This is a genomic window from Streptomyces sp. CA-294286 (assembly GCF_050947155.1).
Classification (GTDB): Bacteria; Actinomycetota; Actinomycetes; order Streptomycetales; family Streptomycetaceae; genus Streptomyces.
The window spans coordinates 5,344,834-5,361,979 of the sequence record NZ_CP192005.1 but is presented as its reverse complement, the minus strand read 5'-3'; the positions used below and the strand labels follow the sequence as shown (position 1 = coordinate 5,361,979).

The window sequence follows — 17,146 nt, the reverse complement described above, 5'->3', positions numbered from 1 at the left end:
CCTTGGCCCCACGTTCTTCCTGGGCAGGAAGTCACCACGTGGGAAAGGCGGGCCCCGGGGTGTTCCCGGGACCCGCCTCGTGCCGGTGTTCCGTGCCCGGTCCGACGGCGCCCGGCGGCTGGGCCGGGCTGTCGGTTCGGGCCACGGTCAGACGGTGATCAGGGCCTCCAGCGGAGCGCCCGCGAGGGACGGCTCCAGCTTGGCGCGGCCGTCCAGGAAGCCGAGCTCCATGAGGACCGCGACGCCCGCGACCTCCGCGCCGGCCCGCCGGATCAGCTCCAGGGAGGCTTCGGCCGTGCCACCGGTGGCGAGGACGTCGTCGATGACCATGACGCGGTCTCCCGCGCTCAGGTCCTCGGCGTGCACCTCGATCTCGGCGGTGCCGTACTCCAGCTCGTACGCCTGGGAGAGCGTCGCGCCGGGGAGCTTGCCGGCCTTGCGGACCGGGATGAACCCGAGGCCCGCACGGATGGCGACCGGGGCGGCCAGGATGAATCCGCGCGCCTCCAGGCCGACGACCTTCGTGGCGCCGTGCTGCACGCACAGGTCCGCGAGGGCGTCGGTGAGGGCGCCGAACGCCCGGGGATCGGCCAGCAGCGGCGTGATGTCCTTGAAGACGACGCCCGGCTTGGGGTAGTCCCGCACGTCCCGGATGCGGCTGAGCAGCAGCTCACGGGTGGTGTCCACGGTGGTCATCGGCGCTTCCCCTGGGTCGGGCGGCCACGGTCGGGACGCTGGCCGACGACTCCGGCGGCTGCCGGAACGGCGTCCTGCACGTCGTCGGAACCGTCGCCCGCCTCGTTCTTGGCCTCGGAGGCCCGCTTGGCGAGCACGCGCTTCTTCAAAGCCTTCATCTGCGGGTCGCGCTCCTTGAGGTCGGCGACCAGCGGGGTGGCGATGAAGATCGAGGAGTACGCACCGGCCGCGAGGCCGACGAACAGCGACAGCGAGATGTCGTTGAGCATGCCCGCGCCGAGCACGCCGCCGCCGATGAACAGCAGACCGGCGACCGGCAGCAGGGCGACGACGGTGGTGTTGATGGAGCGCACCAGGGTCGCGTTGAGGCTGCGGTTGGCGATCTCGCTGTAGGTGTAGCGGGACTGCTTGGCGATGTCCTTGCCGCCCTCCTTGAGACCGTCGAAGACGACGACGGTGTCGTAGAGGGAGTAGCCGAGGATGGTCAGCAGACCGATCACCGTGCCCGGGGTGACCTCGAAGCCCACCAGGGCGTAGACGCCCACGGTGATCGTGAGGTCGTGGATGAGGGCGATGAGGGCGGCGACGGCCATCCGCCACTCGAAGGCGAGGGCCAGGTAGACCACCACCAGGACCATGAAGACCGCGAGGCCGGTCCATGCCTTGTTGGCGATCTGGGCACCCCAGCTGGGGCCCACCAGCTCGGTGTTGATCTTGTCGGCGGGGACGTTCAGGTCCTCGGCGAGCTTCTTGGTGACCGGGGAAGCGGTCGAGGTGTCCAGCCCGCCGACCTGGATGCGCAGGGTGCCGTTGCCGAGCTTCTGGACGATCGCGTCGTGCCCGGAGGCCTCTTCCGCGTCCTCCTTCGCCTGCTGGACGGAGACCGAGGTGGGGGGCGTGGTGAAGAGCGCGCCGCCCTGGAACTCGATGCCCATGTTCAGGCCCTTGAACCCGAGGCCCGCCAGGGCGACGATGGTGATCAGGACGGAGATTCCGTACCAGATCATCCGGTTCTTGACGAAGTCGTAGCCGACCTCGCCGCGGTAGAGCTTGGCGCCGATGTTGCCGAGTCGCGACATCTCACGCCTCCTTCGGTTCGGTCGTAGCGGACACGCGGCGGGTGCGTCGCAGCGGGGGCTGCACGCCCAGCCGCTTCGGGTCGAGGCCGGACCACTTGTGGCCGTTGCCGAAGAACTTCGTCTTCGAGGCGAGCAGCGTCATCAGCGGCTTGGTGAAGAGGAACACCACGACGACGTCGAGCAGCGTGGTGAGGCCGAGCGTGAACGCGAAGCCCTGCACCTTGCCGACGGTCACGACGTACAGCACCACGGCGGAGAGCAGCGACACGAAGTCCGACACCAGGATGGTGCGTCGGGCACGCGGCCAGGCACGCTCCACCGCGGGCCGCAGCGTGCGCCCCTCGCGGATCTCGTCCCGGATGCGTTCGAAGTACACGATGAACGAGTCGGCCGTGATGCCGATGGCGACGATGGCACCGCAGACCGCGGGCAGGTTCAGCGCGAAGCCGATGGCCGGGCCGAGCAGCGCCATGATCGTGTACGTCATGATGCCGGACACCAGGAGGCTCAGCAGCGCGACGAACGAGAGCCCGCGGTAGTAGACCACCAGGTAGATCACGACGAGCACGAGGCCGATCGCGCCCGCGATGAGACCGGCTTCGAGCTGGTCGCTGCCGAGCGCGGGGGTGACCGTGGTGACGGTCTCCTCCTTGAACGTCAGCGGCAGGGAGCCGTACGACAGGATGTTGCCCAGCTCCTGCGCGGACTCCTGGTTGAAGCTGCCGGTGATCTCCGCGTTGCCGCTGAGGACGGAGCTGACCGAGGGCGCGGAGACGACGTTGCCGTCGAGGACGATGCCGAACTGGTTCATCGGCGACTGCTGCTTCATCAGCTTGGCGGTCGTCTTGGCGAACTTGTCGGAGCCGGCCTTCGTGAACTCCATGTCGACCTTCCACAGCGCGCGCTGGGTGTCGAACGTTCCACTGGCCTTCTTGACGTCGGTGCCTTCGAGCTCGGCCGGGCCGAGGATGTACTTGTCCCAGCTCGTGCCGTCCGGGGACTGGCCGCAGCCGATGGTGGTCTCGCTGGGCCTGAAGCCGTCGCCGGCCTTCTCGCGCTGCTTGGGATCGTTGCAGTCGAGGGCGGCGAACGCCTTCTCCAGCTTGGCGGTGGCCGGGTCCTGTGCGGGCGGCGGCGTCTTCTGCGGGTCCGGGGTGCCGCTCGTGCCGCCCGTGGGGTTCGGGGTCGGCGTCGGGGCCTTCAGCGCGTCGGTGACGGCACGGCCCTGCGAGGTGGCGGTCGACGTCGGTGTGGCCGTCGCGGACGGGGTTCCCGGGCCCTTGGAATTCTCGGCCGCGGGCTTGTCCTTGTCCGTGGCGGACGGGTTCGGCGCGGGCGTCTTGCCCGGATCGGGCAGCGGTGCCCCCTGCGTCACCGTCAGGACGGGCCGGAAGTAGAGCTTGGCGGTGGTGCCGACCTGGTCACGGGCCTGCTGGGAGTTCGTGCCCTTGGGGATGTTGACAATGATGTTGTCGTTGCCCTGGGTCTGAACCTCGGCCTCGGAGACGCCCATGCCGTTGACACGGCGCTCCATGATGCCGACCGCGGTGTCCATGTTGGTCTTGTTGATCGCATTGGGCTGACCCGGCTCGTTCTGCGCCTTGAGCGTGATGCTCGTACCGCCGGCGAGGTCGATGCCCAGGCGCGGGGTGGTGTGCCCCGACGCGAACATCCCGCCCACGAGGGCGAGGAGGACGATCGCCATCAGGGCCAGGGCGCGCCCTGGCCTGCCCGGGGCCCCCGGGGCCTTGCGGCCCTTCTTCGGTGCTGCCACCTTCTCGTTTCTCCCTGTCCAACCGCACGCGCGGGATGTGCGCCGATGCGGCCACGAAGTGTTGTGGGGGCCTGCCCCCCGAGGACGTCGGCACGGTCCACGGACCGCGGTGCGACGGTGTGCGTCACCGCGGTCCGTGGCAGTGGCTACTTCGCGTCGCTCTCGCCGTCGGTCTTCTTGTCCTTCGGCGCCGCGTCGGCGTCGGTGGCTGGCTCGTCCGTCTCGGGCTTCTTGCCGAGGTCGATGCGGGCCACGTCCGGGTCGTCCGAACCGGTCAGCGACGAGGCGTCGTCCGGGACGACGGGAGCATCGGACTCCAGGTCGCCGGCGATCTCCTCGCCGTGCACGATGCGGTTGTACTCCTCGTCGGAGAGGACGGCACCGATGGAGTTCTTCGCGTACACGGCGTGGACGCCGGGGGCGACCTCAAGAAGGACCGTGTCGTCGTGAACCTCCTTGACCGTGGCGTACATGCCGCCGATGGTGCGCACACCGGTGCCGGGCTGCATCTCGTTGCGCATCTGCGCAGCGGCCTGCTGCTTCTTCTTGGCGGACCGGGTCATCAGGAACATGGCCCCGATGAGCACGATGAAGGGGAGGAGGGTCACGATACTCACGGGACGGAACTTCCTTCGCACGACCGCTCAGCAGCGGCCTCATATATACGGGGGTGGGCATGCCGGCCGGAGAGGTCGGCATCGGCGGAGTCTAAGCGAGTCCGCGTCAATGGAACAACGCCCAGCATCGCACCGTGGTTCCTGGCCCGGCGAGCTTCCACACCGTCACGTCCCGAACAGACCCGGTTGTCCGGCTTTCCCTGAACCCTGCTGCGGCGGTACGAGTCCCAGGTGCGCCCACGCGGCGGGGGTGGCGACCCGGCCGCGCGGTGTTCTGGCCAGCAGGCCCTCCCGTACGAGAAAGGGTTCGGCGACCTCCTCGACGGTCTCCCGCTCCTCCCCCACGGCGACGGCGAGCGTCGACAGGCCGACCGGTCCGCCGCCGAAGAGCTTGAGGAGCGCGCCGAGCACGGCCCGGTCGAGCCGGTCCAGTCCGCGCGGATCCACCTCGTACACCTTGAGGGCGGCGTTGGCGACGTCCTTGTCGATGATCCCGCCGTCGGTCTTGACCTGGGCGTAGTCGCGGACCCGGCGCAGCAGCCGGTTGGCGATGCGGGGGGTGCCGCGGGAACGGCCGGCGATCTCCGCGGCCCCGTCGGCGCCGATCTCGACGTCCAGCAGACGGGCCGAGCGGTGGATGACGCGCTCCAGTTCGGAGGGTTCGTAGAACTCCATGTGCCCGGTGAACCCGAAGCGGTCGCGCAGCGGCGGCGGCAACAGCCCGGCCCTGGTGGTCGCACCGACGAGGGTGAAGGGCGGCAGCTCCAGGGGGATCGCGGTGGCGCCGGGTCCCTTGCCGACGATGACGTCGACGCGGAAGTCCTCCATCGCCATGTAGAGCATCTCCTCCGCCGGGCGGGACATCCGGTGGATCTCGTCGAGGAAGAGGACTTCACCCTCCTGGAGGGAGGAGAGGATCGCGGCGAGGTCACCCGCGTGCTGGATGGCCGGGCCGCTGGTGATGCGGATCGGGGCGCCCATCTCCGCGGCGATGATCATGGAGAGGGTGGTCTTGCCGAGGCCCGGGGCACCGGAGAGCAGGACGTGGTCGGCGGTCGCGCCGCGGGCGCGGGCCGCACGCAGGACGAGGTCGAGCTGCTCGCGCACCTTCTCCTGGCCGACGAACTCCTCCAGGTCCTTGGGGCGCAGCGCGGCCTCGACGGCCTGGTCCTCGCCGTCGGCGGAGGAGTCCACCAGCCTCGGGTCGGCGGCGGTGTCGGGTCCGGTCTCGTCCCAGTTCATGTGCGGATCTCTCGGGTCGGCTGCGGTACGTCAGGAGGGCCGGGGTCGGCGGTGGGTCAGCGGGTGCGGTTGAGGGTCTGGAGCGCGGCGCGCAGCAGTTGCGGCACGGGCGGCTGGACACCCTCGGCCAGGGCGGCCTCGGCCTGCGGGGTGACGGCCTCGACCGCTTCCTCCGCCTCGCGGGAGGCGTAGCCGAGTCCGATCAGTGCCGCGCTGAGCTGCTCGGTCCACGGGGCGGGGCCGGACGCCGTGCTGCGCCGGATGCCGGGGTGTCCGCCGGTGCCGAGCGGTTCGCCGAGTCGGTCCTTCAGTTCGAGGAGGAGTTTCTGCGCCCCCTTCTTGCCGATGCCGGAGACGGCGGTGAGGGCCTTCTCGTCCCCGGTGGACACCGCGAGGCGCAGCGCGTCGGGGCTGTGCACGGCGAGCATGGCCTGGGCGAGGCGGGGGCCGACGCCGCTCGCGGTCTGGAGCAGTTCGAAGACCTGGCGTTCGTCGTCGTCCGCGAACCCGTACAGGGTGAGCGAGTCCTCCCGTACGACCAGGGAGGTGGCGAGCTTGGCGTCCTGGCCCATGCGGAGCGTGGAGAGCGTGTTCGGCGTGCACTGCACGGCCATGCCGATGCCGCCGACCTCGATGACGGCGGTGGTCGGGGCGAGTGCGGCCACCGGGCCGGTGACGAAGGCGATCATGAGGTGCGGCCTTTCCCTGCGGGACGAGCGGTACGCGGCGCGCTCGGAGCGCTTGCTTGGGTGGTACGGGACTTGTGGGCGGCTACCGCCTGCTGGAGCCGGTTCTGCGCGGGGGCCCGCCAGATGTGGCAGATGGCGAGGGCGAGGGCGTCGGCCGCGTCCGCCGGTTTCGGCGGGGCGTCGAGTCGCAGCAGCCGGGTGACCATCGCCCCGACCTGTGCCTTGTCGGCGCGCCCGCTGCCGCTGACGGCGGCCTTGACCTCGCTGGGGGTGTGCAGGGCGACGGGGATGCCGCGGCGGGAGGCGCACAGCATGGCCACCGCGCTGGCCTGGGCGGTGCCCATCACCGTGCTCACGTTGTGCTGGCTGAACACGCGCTCCACGGCGAGGACTTCGGGACGGTAGTCGTCCAGCCACCGCTCGATGCCCTGCTCGATGGCGACCAGGCGCATTCCCAACTCCGCGTCGGCGGGCGTCCGGACGACGCCCACCCCGCACATGGTCAGCGGCCGTCCGGCCACCCCCTCGACCACGCCGACGCCGCACCGGGTCAGCCCCGGGTCCACTCCGAGTACCCGCACCGTGCCCCCCTTCTGCCCCTCTGTGCGGCTGAAGCGCCTCCGCTCCCGCGGAGGTGGCCGGTCACCGTCGTGTTCTCGCGCCTGATGGCTGAGGCCCACAGGCTAACGGCCGCCTCTGACAACGCGGCGGGCCGGTAGGGGTGTGTCCCCTACCGGCCCGCCGTCGTACCGCCGCAGCCGGCTACTCCGAGTCGAGCGCGGCCATCACCTTGTCGCTGACGTCGAAGTTGGCGAAGACGTTCTGCACGTCGTCGCTGTCCTCCAGCGCGTCGATCAGCTTGAAGATCTTGCGCGCGCCCTCTTCCTCCAGCTCGACCTGCATGGTCGGCACGAAGTTGGCGTCGGCCGAGTCGTAGTCGATGCCCGCGTCCTGGAGCGCGGTGCGGACCGCGACCAGGTCGGTGGCCTCGCTGAGCACCTCGAAGGTGTCGCCGAGGTCGTTGACTTCTTCGGCACCCGCGTCGAGGACCGCGCCCAGCACGTCGTCCTCGGTGAGCTCGCCCTTGGGGACGATGACGACGCCCTTGCGGTGGAAGAGGTACGAGACGCTGCCCGGGTCGGCCATCGAGCCGCCGTTGCGGGTCATCGCGACGCGCACGTCGGAGGCGGCACGGTTGCGGTTGTCGGTGAGGCACTCGATGAGCACGGCGACACCGTTGGGGCCGTAGCCCTCGTACATGATCGTCTCGTAGTCGGCGCCACCGGCTTCCAGGCCGGCGCCGCGCTTGACGGCGGAGTCGATGTTCTTGTTCGGGACCGAGCTCTTCTTGGCCTTCTGGATGGCGTCGAAGAGGGTCGGGTTGCCCGCGACGTCCGCGCCGCCCGTGCGCGCCGCGACCTCGATGTTCTTGATCATCTTCGCGAAGAGCTTGCCGCGCTTGGCGTCAATCACGGCCTTCTTGTGCTTCGTCGTAGCCCATTTAGAGTGGCCGGACATCTGCCTGTCTCCTTCGCGTAACCAATTCTGCTGCGTTCGGCAGAGATCCTACCGGGAGCGCGTCAGCTTGCGGCCCGCACCATGTCCACGAACATCGCGTGCACGCGGTGGTCGCCCGTGAGTTCCGGGTGGAACGACGTGGCGAGCGCGTTCTTCTGCCGTACGGCGACGATGTGGCCGCCGTGCTCGGCGAGCACCTCGACCTGGGCCCCGACCGACTCCACCCACGGTGCGCGGATGAAGACGCCCTCGACCGGGCCGCCTTCGACGCCGGTGACGTCGACGGTGGTCTCGAAGGACTCGTTCTGCCGACCGAAGGCGTTGCGGCGCACGATCATGTCGATGCCGCCGAGCGTCTCCTGACCGGACCTGGGGTCGAGGATCTTGTCGGCGAGCAGGATCAGCCCGGCGCAGGTGCCGTACACGGGCATGCCGTCGGCTATGCGCGTGCGCAGCGGCTCCAGCAGGCCGAAGAGGGCGGCCAGTTTGGAGATGGTGGTGGACTCGCCGCCGGGGATGACCAGCCCGTCGACCTCGGCGAGCTCCTCGGGGCGCCGGACCTCCCTGGCCGTGGCGTCGGCCACGGCCAGGGCGATCAGGTGCTCCCGCACGTCGCCCTGGAGGGCCAGGACGCCGACAACGGGGTTGCTCTTCATCGGAGTTACCAGCCCCGGTTGGCGTAGCGCTCGGACTCCGGGAGGGTGTCGCAGTTGATGCCGACCATGGCCTCGCCCAGGTTCCGGGAGGCGTCCGCGATGATCTTCGGGTCGTCGAAGAAGGTGGTGGCGCGGACGATGGCGGCGGCACGCTTGGCCGGGTCGCCGGACTTGAAGATGCCGGAGCCGACGAAGACGCCCTCGGCGCCGAGCTGGCGCATCAGCGCGGCGTCGGCCGGGGTGGCGACACCACCGGCGGAGAACAGCACCACCGGGAGCTTGCCGAGCTCGGCGACCTCCTTGACCAGCTCGTAGGGGGCGCGGAGCTCCTTGGCGGCGGCGAACAGCTCGTTGTTGTCGTAGCCGCGCAGCTTGGCGATCTCGTTCTTGATCTGGCGCAGGTGACGGACGGCCTCGACGACGTTGCCGGTGCCGGCCTCGCCCTTGGAGCGGATCATGGCCGCGCCCTCGGCGATGCGGCGCAGGGCCTCGCCCAGGTTCGTGGCGCCACAGACGAAGGGGGTGGTGAACGCCCACTTGTCGGAGTGGTTGACCTCGTCGGCGGGGGTCAGCACCTCGGACTCGTCGATGTAGTCGACACCGAGCGACTGGAGGACCTGGGCCTCGACGAAGTGGCCGATGCGGGACTTGGCCATGACCGGGATGGAGACGGCCTCGATGATCTCTTCGATCATGTTGGGGTCGGACATCCGGGCCACGCCGCCGTCCTTGCGGATGTCGGCGGGCACCCGCTCCAGCGCCATGACGGCGACGGCGCCCGCGTCCTCGGCGATCTTCGCCTGCTCGGCGTCGACGACGTCCATGATCACGCCGCCCTTGAGCTGCTCGGCCATGCCGCGCTTGACGCGGTCGGTGCCGGTGGCGGACTGCTGAACCTCGGTCTTCTCGGCGGACTTGCCTGCCTTGGAGGACTTCGGGGACTTCGAGGACTTCGAGGACTTGCTGGACACGGGGACCTCACTCGGTGCTGAAGGTTCTGGCACTCCCGAGAGAACAGCCTCGGACCAGTCCACTGCAAGGGCCAATGGGGAGCCGGTGGCTCGTTTTCCTGGAGTGGCGCTACGTGCCGGGGCGGTCGGCGAGGGCCACCGGGGGCTCGTCGTCCATCTCGAACGCCATCGGGAAGGGGGCGTGCCCGGCCAGCCGGAACCAGCGCACCTTGCGGTGGCGGCGCAGGGCACGGGCCGCGCGTACGGAGTCGTTGTGGAAGCGGCGGGCCATCGGCACCCGGCGCACCGCGGCGGCCAGTTCTCCCGCGGCCTCCTCGCCCCCCGGGGCCTCCTTCAGCGCCTCCACCTGCTCCGGTTCGCCGAACACCGCCCGCAGTGCCTGGCTGAGTTCGCTCTCCGCCACCTCCCGCTGTTCCTCCTCGGCCTGCCGCGCGTCGTGCGCGGCCTGGTACAGCACGATCGACGACGCCGGGTCGAGCACGCCGGACGTCGCCAGTTCCTGGGTGACGGAAGCCCGTCGCAGGAGCTGCGCGTCCAGGCCGGCGCGGGAGGCGTCGATACGGGCGTGCAGGCGGTCGAGGCGGCCTGCGGTCCAGCTGAGGTAGAGGCCGATCGCGAGGAGGGCGACGACGATCCAGATGAGGGTTACGGTCACCCGCCGAGGCTACCGGCCCTCACCCCGCCCCTTCCGCCCCGCGCCCCCGTGAGCCCCCCTACTGCTCCCGCCCCATCCGTGCCCGCACCCGTGCCACCCTCCCGGGCCGCGCGTCCTCGGTCGCGACCACCGAGGCCGCCCCGTCCATCACCGTCTCGTACACCGCGAGGATGTCCGTGGCCACCGTCGACCAGTCGAACCGCCGCACGTGCAGTGCGCCCCGCTCGCTCAGGCCCGCCCGCCGCGCCGCGTCGCCGAGGAGGCGTACGGCCGCCGTCGCGAGCGCGTCCGCGTCCTCGTTCGCGAAGAGGTCACCCACCCTGCCCTGGTCCAGCACCTGCGCGAACGCGTCCAGGTCGCTGGCGAGCACCGGCGCCCCCGCCGACAGCGCCTCGACGAGGATGATCCCGAAGCTCTCGCCGCCGGTGTTCGGCGCCACGTACACGTCGACGCTGCGCAGCAGCCGCGCCTTGTCCTCGTCGCTGATCATGCCGAGGAACTCCACCCGCGCGCGCATCTCCTCGGGCAGCGAGGCGACGGCCTCCTTCTCGTCACCGCGGCCGGCGACGAGCAGCCGGGTGTCCGGGCACTCGGCCAGGATCTTCGGCAGCGCCCGCATCAGGACCGGCAGGCCCTTGCGGGGCTCGTCGATGCGGCCGATGAAGCCGAGGGTCCGGCCCTGCCACTCGGCCCTGGGTTCGGCCTCGGCGAAGAAGTCGACGTCGACGCCGTTGGGGATGGTCACCGCGTCGCCGCCCAGATGCTCGACGAGCGTGCGGCGCGCGTACTCGCTGACCGCGATGCGCGCGCTGATCTTCTCCAGCGCGGGCTGGAGGATCGGGTACGCGGCGAGCATGAACCGGGAGCGCGCCGTCGACGTGTGGAAGGTCGCGACGATCGGCCCCTGCGCGGCCCAGCAGGTCAGCAGGCCCAGGGAGGGGGCGGCGGGCTCGTGGATGTGTACGACGTCGAAGGTCCCGTCGTGCAGCCACCTGCGCACCCGCGCCGCCGACAGGACGCCGAAGCTCAGCCGGGCCACCGATCCGTTGTAACGCACCGGGACCGCCCGGCCCGCCGAGACGACGTAGGGCGGCAGCGGCGTGTCCTCCTCCGCCGGGGCCAGCACCGACACCTCGTGTCCGAGCCCGATCAGGTGCTCGGCGAGGTCGCGGATGTGGAACTGGACGCCTCCGGGCACGTCCCACGAGTAGGGGCAGACGATGCCGATCCTCACGCGCCCTCCCCCGGTCGTGTCTCCAGGTCGGCGAGCCACAGTCGTTGCAGCATGTGCCAGTCCTCCGGATGCTCGGCGATCCCGCTCGCGAAGGCGTCCGCCAGCGCCTGCGTCATCACGGAAGACTTCTCGGCGCGGGTGCCCGTCTCGGGCACGTCCACGGGCGGGTGCACCCTCCCCCGCATCATCGTGCCGTCGAACCAGAGCGTGGCGGGCAGCAGCAGCGCCCCCGTCTGCTGGGCCAGGATCGCCGGTCCCGCCGGCATCCGGGTGCTCTCGCCGAAGAACTTGACCTCGACGCCGGAGGCGGAGAGGTCCCGGTCGGCGACCAGGCAGACCAGGCCGCCCGCGCGCAGCCGCCTGGCGAGGGTCCCGAAGGCGGAGCCGCCGGTGTGCGGCACGACCTCCATGCCGAGGCCCTCGCGGTACGCGACGAACCTGTCGAACAGCGACTCCGGCTTGAGCCGCTCGGCGACCGTGGTGAACGGGTGCCCGAGATGCGTGGTGGCGTACGCGCCGGCCAGGTCCCAGTTGGCCATGTGCGGCAGCGCGAGGACCACGCCCCGACCCGCTTCCAGGGTGTTCGTCAACCGGTGGATGTCCTGGATCTCCACACCGGTCGCGATGCGCTCGCGGCTCCACGCGGGCAGCCGGAAGGACTCCATCCAGTACCGCATGTACGAGCGCATGCCCGCCCGGGACAGCGCCCGCAGCCGGGCCGGGCCCGCGTCCGGCACGACCCGCGCGAGGTTGGCCTCCAGTTGCAGCACGCTCTTGCCGCGCCGTTTCCAGACCCGGTCGGCGATGACGCGTCCGAGTCCGTTGGCCACCGGCTCGGGGAGCTTCCTGACGCCCGCCCAGCCGAGCCCGTACGCCCCGTCCACCAGCTTGTCCTTCGCGGACGGCCGCCCTTTCCCGGCGGCGGGCGCGCTCACGAAGCGGCTCCGTTCCCGGTCGCGGCGTCGGCCTCGGCCGATTCCCGGCGTACGGTCACCACGCGCTGTCCCAGCGTCACCAGGGAACCGACGGCCACCACCCACAGGGCGATGGGCAGCAGCACGTCGACGCCCGGCACACCGAAGGCGTGCAGTCCGGCGAGACCGGCCGCGACCAGCGTGATGACCAGCCGCTCCGCGCGCTCGACGAGCCCGTTGACGGCCACCGGAAGTCCGATCGCCTCGCCGCGCGCCTTCGTGTACGACACGACCTGGCCGCTCGCGAGGCAGAACAGCGCGACGGCGCACAGCACGTTGTCGTCGCCGTTCCCCGCGTACCAGAGGGCGAGTCCGCCGAAGATGCCCGCGTCGGCGACCCGGTCCAGGGTCGAGTCGAGGAACGCACCCCACCGGCTGGACACCCCGGCCTGCCGCGCCATGTTGCCGTCGACGAGGTCGGAGAAGACGAAGAGGGTGATGACGATGGTGCCCCAGAAGAACTCCCCGCGAGGGAAGAAGACCAGCGCACCCGCCATCACACCGGCCGTGCCGATGAGCGTGACCGCGTCCGGGCTGACTCCTCGTCGGAGCAGAAACGCGGCGAACGGTGTGAGGACACGCGTGAAGAATGCACGCGCGTACTTGTTCAGCATGGCCTTCCCGAGGGGTCGGTGGGCCGAGCGGCCCCTACGGCCACCGGCTGGCCCATCGTAGCCACGACCGCCGGGCCGCACCGCCGGGCACCCGGCCGGGCGCGGCTCGCGTACGACGGATGGCGGCACCCGCCCGGCGCCCGCCCGGCGCGGAGCGTCCGGTGCGCGCCCGTGCCGGGAACGCCCGCGCCGGCCGCCGGAGACGCGGCGGGCCGGGGTATGGACGCGCGGTGAGCCGAGTGGAAAGCTCGAATGACCGCGGGCGTCACCGGTGCCGCCACGCCGTTGCGGCTCCTCATGTCCGCGCCCATCTCCTCACCGTGCACGACGACCGGGAGGCCGCGACATCATGGGCGACAAGACACGCACGAGCACACACCCCGGAGCCGCCGGCAGGGCGGCGACGGCCGACCGGCCCTCGTCCGTACGGAACGTGGTGCTGGTCGGCCACAGCGGATCGGGCAAGACCACCCTGGTGGAGGCCCTCGCGCTGGCGGCGGGGGCGGTGAACCGGGCGGGCCGCGTCGAGGACGGCACCACCGTCTCCGACCACGACGACATCGAGCACCGGCAGCATCGCTCGGTACAGCTCTCCCTCGTCCCCGTCACGCACGACGGCATCAAGATCAATCTCCTGGACACTCCCGGCTACGCGGATTTCGTCGGCGAGCTGCGGGCCGGTCTGCGCGCCGCGGACGCCGCTCTCTTCGTCGTCTCCGCCTCGGACGGCGTGGACGGCGCGACCCGCATGGTGTGGGAGGAGTGCGCGGCCGTCGGAATGCCGCGCGCGATCGTCGTCACCCACCTGGAGGCGGCCCGCGCGAACTTCGAGTCCATGACCGACTTCTGCGCCGAGGCCTTCGGCCGCGACGACCCGGATGCCGTACTGCCGCTCTATCTCCCGCTCTACGGCGAGCACGGCCCGGACGGGAACGCACCGGTCGCCGGTCTCCTCGGCCTGCTCTCGCAGAGGATCTACGACTACTCCTCCGGGGAGCGCACGGAGCTCCTCCCCGACCCCACCCAGTTGCCGCGCATCGAGGAGGCCCGCAACCGGCTCATCGAGGGGATCATCGCCGAGAGCGAGGACGAGTCGCTCATGGACCGCTACCTCGCCGGTGAGGAGATCGACGTCAGGACGCTCGTCGGCGACCTCGAACGGGCCGTCGCCCGCGGCACGTTCCACCCCGTCCTGGCTGCCGCCCCCGCCCCCGAGGGCAGCCGCCAGGGCCTGGGCACGGTGGAGATCCTGGAGCTGATCACCGGTGGCTTCCCCACCCCCGCCGAGCACGCACTGCCGGCCGTCACCACTCCCCGGGGCAGGCCCCGCCCGCCGATCGTCTGCGATCCGGCGGGCCCGCTGGTCGCCGAGGTCGTCAAGACCTCCTCCGACCCCTACGTCGGCCGGCTCTCCCTGGTACGGGTCTTCTCCGGCACCCTGCGCCCCGACGAGACCGTCCACGTCTCCGGCCACGGCCGCGCCGACCGGGGGCACGAGGACCACGACCTCGACGAACGGACAGGCGCCCTCTCCTCCCCCTTCGGCAAGCAGCAGCGCGTGCTCACCCACGCCGTCGCCGGCGACCTCGTCTGCGTGGCCAAGCTCACTCACGCCGAGACCGGCGACACCCTGTCCGACAGGGACAACCCGCTGCTCATGGAGGGCTGGTCGATGCCCGACCCGCTGCTCCCCCTCGCCATCCGGGCGCACAGCAAGGCCGACGAGGACAAGCTGTCCCAGGGCCTCGCCCGGCTGGTCGCCGAGGACCCGACCATGCGCCTCGAACAGAACCCGTCCACACGGCAGTTGGTGCTGTGGTGCCTGGGAGAGGCGCACCGGGACGTCGCCCTGGAGCGGCTGCGCTCGCGGTACGGCGTCCAGGTCGACGCGGTGGACCACAAGGTGTCGCTGCGCGAGACCTTCGGCGAGAGAGCCACCGGGCGGGGCCGCCACGTCAAGCAGTCGGGCGGCCACGGCCAGTACGCCATCTGTGAGATCGACGTCGAGCCGCTGCCGCCGGGAACGGGCATCGAGTTCGTGGACAAGGTGGTCGGCGGCGCGGTGCCACGCCAGTTCATCCCGTCCGTGGAGAAGGGCGTACGCGCGCAGGCCGCCCGGGGCCTGACCGCGGGCCACCCGCTCGTCGACGTGCGGATCACCCTGCGCGACGGCAAGGCGCATTCGGTGGACTCCTCCGACGCCGCGTTCCAGACGGCGGGGGCGCTGGCGCTGCGCGAGGCCGCCGCAGGCGCCCGCATCGACCTGCTGGAACCGGTGGCCGCCGTCACCGTGCTCATACCCGACGCCTACGTCGGCCCGGTCATGAGCGACCTCTCCGGGCGGCGCGGGCGCGTCATGGGCACCGAGCAGGCGGGGCACGGCCGCACGCTGATCCGCGCCGAGGTCCCCGAGAGCGAGATCGGCCGGTACGCCGTCGACCTGCGTTCCGTGTCGCACGGCACCGGCCGCTTCAGTCGTACGTACGCCCGACACGAGGCGATGCCGCTCCCCCTCGCAGGCAAACTCCTCGAACGCGAACAAAAGGTCTCGTAACCGCCCACAACACGTGTCCGAGGCAACCGAGTTGACCGATATGCGGCGATGCCGTCCGCCCAAATCGCTTGCGGTGGACGGCATTCCGCGCTCCCATGACGAGCAGGGCGCCACGTCGATACGATGTGATGCCAGCTCAGCAGGTGTGCGGAACCCGCCAGTTGGGCAAGGGCCGCAAGGCAATGTCGTACGGTGGCGGTCGATGGGGGCGGTAGTGGCGGACTCGGGATTCGACTTCTCACCCGGTGCACAGGTACCGCTCTCCGGAGCGGCGGGACAGACCGCGGCCACGCACGCGCTCGCCTCGGCGGCGTACCGCGACAGCCCGGTGACCACGATCCTCGACGCGAACGGCGAGTGGCACAAGTCCGCCGTGAAGAAGGGCAAGCTCTCCCTCTTCGAGCCGAACCTGGGCGAGGCCTTCTCGCGCGCCGTCCAGGTCCGCATGCTCGGCGGCGCCCGCAAGGCGCTCGTCCAGTCCTTCGGCACCGATCCGCAGACCATCGTGGAGCACTGCCTGGCCGCCACCAACATCCGCAAGGCCCGCGACACCAAACTCACCCTGGTGATGGGCGTCTTCGGGGTGCTCTTCCTCCCCGGGCTCCTGCTGTGGCTGGCCGTCTTCCAGCTCCGCCGGACCCTGGCGGGCGCCAAGGACAAGCGGGCCGGCGCCCTGGGCACCGTCCTGCTGGTCGCCGTCGGCGGCCTGCTCGTCATCTTCCTGGTCAAACTCCCCTTCGACGGCATCCTCGGCATCTACCTGCGTGCCATGCTCGTCGCCCCCGTGATCGGCTGGCTCTGGGCCAAGCAGATCTGCGAGGCCGGCGCCAGGGACCTGCGGGACCGCTGGTCCGCCCTGCTCTCCGGAGGCGGCATCGGCCCCAAGATCCCCGAGGCCGTGCCCCGCAGCCCCGGTGAGATCGCCGCCGAGAGCCTCCGCCAGGGTCTCGCCAGGCTCAGCGCCGAGCAGCAGTCCAACTCGGTCTTCTACGCCGGCCCCAAGGGCATACTCGGCATGGGCACCCGCTGGGGAAGCTGGCAGCTCGCCGAGGTGCTCGACCGCGCCGATCCCGGCAAGGAGATCCACGGCTTCCGCAGCTGGGACGTCATCCGCGCCATCCACGACCAGCTCCGCATGCTGGAGCGCGGTCCGCTGCACACCGGCGGCTTCCCCACCCCCTCGGTCAAGCACTGGATCGTCGCCCCCGTCGGCGAGAACGCGGGCGAGATCAGCCGCCCCGAGGGCCAGGACGTGGAGGCGTACCAGATCAAGAACCACGAGATACAGCGGATCTGCAACGAGCAGCAGTTCGGCGCGGGCAACCGGCACTACCTGGGCGTCCAGTTCACCCTGTGGGACGGCCAGTTGGTCATCACCATGCTCATCACGGTCACCGTCCTGCACGAAACCCTGCGCATCGAGGTCACCGGCCACGCACTGGGACCGGTCCACCCCCTGTTCACCACGAAGCCGAGCCCGAAGACCGTGACGGTCAACAAGACGGTCAGGTTCTGGGAGACCAAGGACCGCGCTCTGCCACTGACGGACACCACCGAGGTGGTGCGCCTCAGCGCTCGCGCACCGCTGACCTGGTTCCCGAACGTCCTGGACTTCCTCGGCGGCAAGCTCACGCTCCCCGAGCCCTTCGGACTGCGGCACGTCTGGGCGCAGAAGCCCTGGCGGCACCGCTTCATGGCCGACGACGCGATGCGTGCCGCCGCGCCGGTGCTGCGGGTGGTGCACACGGCCGCCATCAAGGTGCTGGAGGACCACGGCGTCGACACCGACCGCTTCAGCGGCCGCTCCACGTTCCTCAGCGGCATGATCCAGGACCCGGCCCCGCGCAAGGCCGACCTGTACGACGCGTGAGCC

General features: G+C 70.9%; 16 protein-coding genes. 2 read left to right on the top strand and 14 right to left on the bottom strand.

Annotated elements, in window-relative coordinates; all coding sequences use genetic code 11:
• Window positions 1-147 precede the first annotated feature (147 nt).
• From ACQPZG_RS28440 to pgsA, 14 genes are all read right to left on the bottom strand, one after another.
• Complete coding sequence (locus ACQPZG_RS28440; protein WP_433548546.1) at window positions 148-696, bottom strand: adenine phosphoribosyltransferase; 549 nt, start codon at window positions 694-696, stop codon at window positions 148-150.
• The gene (secF, locus tag ACQPZG_RS28435) at window positions 693-1,775 is read right to left on the bottom strand and encodes a protein translocase subunit SecF (protein ID WP_433548545.1); all 1,083 of its coding nucleotides are present in this window, start codon (window positions 1,773-1,775) and stop codon (window positions 693-695) included. Before secF ends, ACQPZG_RS28440 begins: the two co-directional genes overlap by 4 nt.
• Window position 1,776: 1 nt before the next feature.
• Complete coding sequence (gene secD, locus ACQPZG_RS28430) at window positions 1,777-3,549, bottom strand: protein translocase subunit SecD (RefSeq protein WP_433548544.1); 1,773 nt, start codon at window positions 3,547-3,549, stop codon at window positions 1,777-1,779.
• A 146-nt stretch (window positions 3,550-3,695) separates the two neighbouring features.
• Window positions 3,696-4,166 (bottom strand): preprotein translocase subunit YajC, encoded by a 471-nt coding sequence (yajC, locus tag ACQPZG_RS28425; RefSeq protein WP_433548543.1) that lies wholly within the window; start codon window positions 4,164-4,166, stop codon window positions 3,696-3,698.
• Between the two features lie 165 nt (window positions 4,167-4,331).
• Window positions 4,332-5,408: a Holliday junction branch migration DNA helicase RuvB gene (gene ruvB, locus ACQPZG_RS28420; RefSeq protein ID WP_185030637.1), complete on the bottom strand. Its 1,077-nt coding sequence runs from the start codon at window positions 5,406-5,408 to the stop codon at window positions 4,332-4,334.
• Window positions 5,409-5,464: 56 nt separating this feature from the next.
• A complete protein-coding gene (gene ruvA / locus ACQPZG_RS28415; RefSeq protein WP_433548542.1) occupies window positions 5,465-6,097 on the bottom strand; it encodes a Holliday junction branch migration protein RuvA in 633 nt (210 codons plus the stop codon).
• Window positions 6,094-6,678, bottom strand: a complete 585-nt coding sequence (ruvC, locus tag ACQPZG_RS28410; protein WP_433548541.1) for a crossover junction endodeoxyribonuclease RuvC — start codon at window positions 6,676-6,678, stop codon at window positions 6,094-6,096. The genes ruvA and ruvC overlap by 4 nt, the downstream gene beginning before the upstream one ends.
• A gap of 181 nt (window positions 6,679-6,859) precedes the next feature.
• Window positions 6,860-7,615 carry a YebC/PmpR family DNA-binding transcriptional regulator gene (locus tag ACQPZG_RS28405; RefSeq protein ID WP_433548540.1) on the bottom strand — a complete coding sequence of 252 codons (756 nt, stop codon included), beginning with the start codon at window positions 7,613-7,615 and terminating at the stop codon, window positions 6,860-6,862.
• A gap of 62 nt (window positions 7,616-7,677) precedes the next feature.
• A complete protein-coding gene (gene pdxT, locus ACQPZG_RS28400; protein WP_433548539.1) occupies window positions 7,678-8,271 on the bottom strand; it encodes a pyridoxal 5'-phosphate synthase glutaminase subunit PdxT in 594 nt (197 codons plus the stop codon).
• 5 nt (window positions 8,272-8,276) lie between these two features.
• Entirely contained in the window at window positions 8,277-9,242 is a 966-nt protein-coding gene (gene pdxS / locus ACQPZG_RS28395; RefSeq protein ID WP_433548538.1) for a pyridoxal 5'-phosphate synthase lyase subunit PdxS, read from the bottom strand.
• Window positions 9,243-9,351: 109 nt separating this feature from the next.
• Window positions 9,352-9,897 (bottom strand): hypothetical protein, encoded by a 546-nt coding sequence (locus ACQPZG_RS28390; protein ID WP_185030648.1) that lies wholly within the window; start codon window positions 9,895-9,897, stop codon window positions 9,352-9,354.
• Window positions 9,898-9,955: 58 nt separating this feature from the next.
• Window positions 9,956-11,131 carry a glycosyltransferase family 4 protein gene (locus ACQPZG_RS28385; RefSeq protein ID WP_433548537.1) on the bottom strand — a complete coding sequence of 392 codons (1,176 nt, stop codon included), beginning with the start codon at window positions 11,129-11,131 and terminating at the stop codon, window positions 9,956-9,958.
• Window positions 11,128-12,066 (bottom strand): phosphatidylinositol mannoside acyltransferase, encoded by a 939-nt coding sequence (locus tag ACQPZG_RS28380; RefSeq protein ID WP_433548536.1) that lies wholly within the window; start codon window positions 12,064-12,066, stop codon window positions 11,128-11,130. The genes ACQPZG_RS28385 and ACQPZG_RS28380 overlap by 4 nt, the downstream gene beginning before the upstream one ends.
• Window positions 12,063-12,719, bottom strand: coding sequence for a phosphatidylinositol phosphate synthase (gene pgsA, locus ACQPZG_RS28375; RefSeq protein ID WP_433548535.1), 657 nt, complete (start codon window positions 12,717-12,719; stop codon window positions 12,063-12,065). The genes ACQPZG_RS28380 and pgsA overlap by 4 nt, the downstream gene beginning before the upstream one ends.
• A 349-nt stretch (window positions 12,720-13,068) precedes the next feature.
• Here pgsA and ACQPZG_RS28370 point away from each other — a divergent pair, with 349 nt between their 5' ends.
• Window positions 13,069-15,273 (top strand): elongation factor G-like protein EF-G2, encoded by a 2,205-nt coding sequence (locus ACQPZG_RS28370; protein ID WP_433548534.1) that lies wholly within the window; start codon window positions 13,069-13,071, stop codon window positions 15,271-15,273.
• 214 nt (window positions 15,274-15,487) lie between these two features.
• Window positions 15,488-17,143, top strand: coding sequence for a hypothetical protein (locus ACQPZG_RS28365; RefSeq protein ID WP_433549584.1), 1,656 nt, complete (start codon window positions 15,488-15,490; stop codon window positions 17,141-17,143).
• Window positions 17,144-17,146 lie beyond the last annotated feature (3 nt).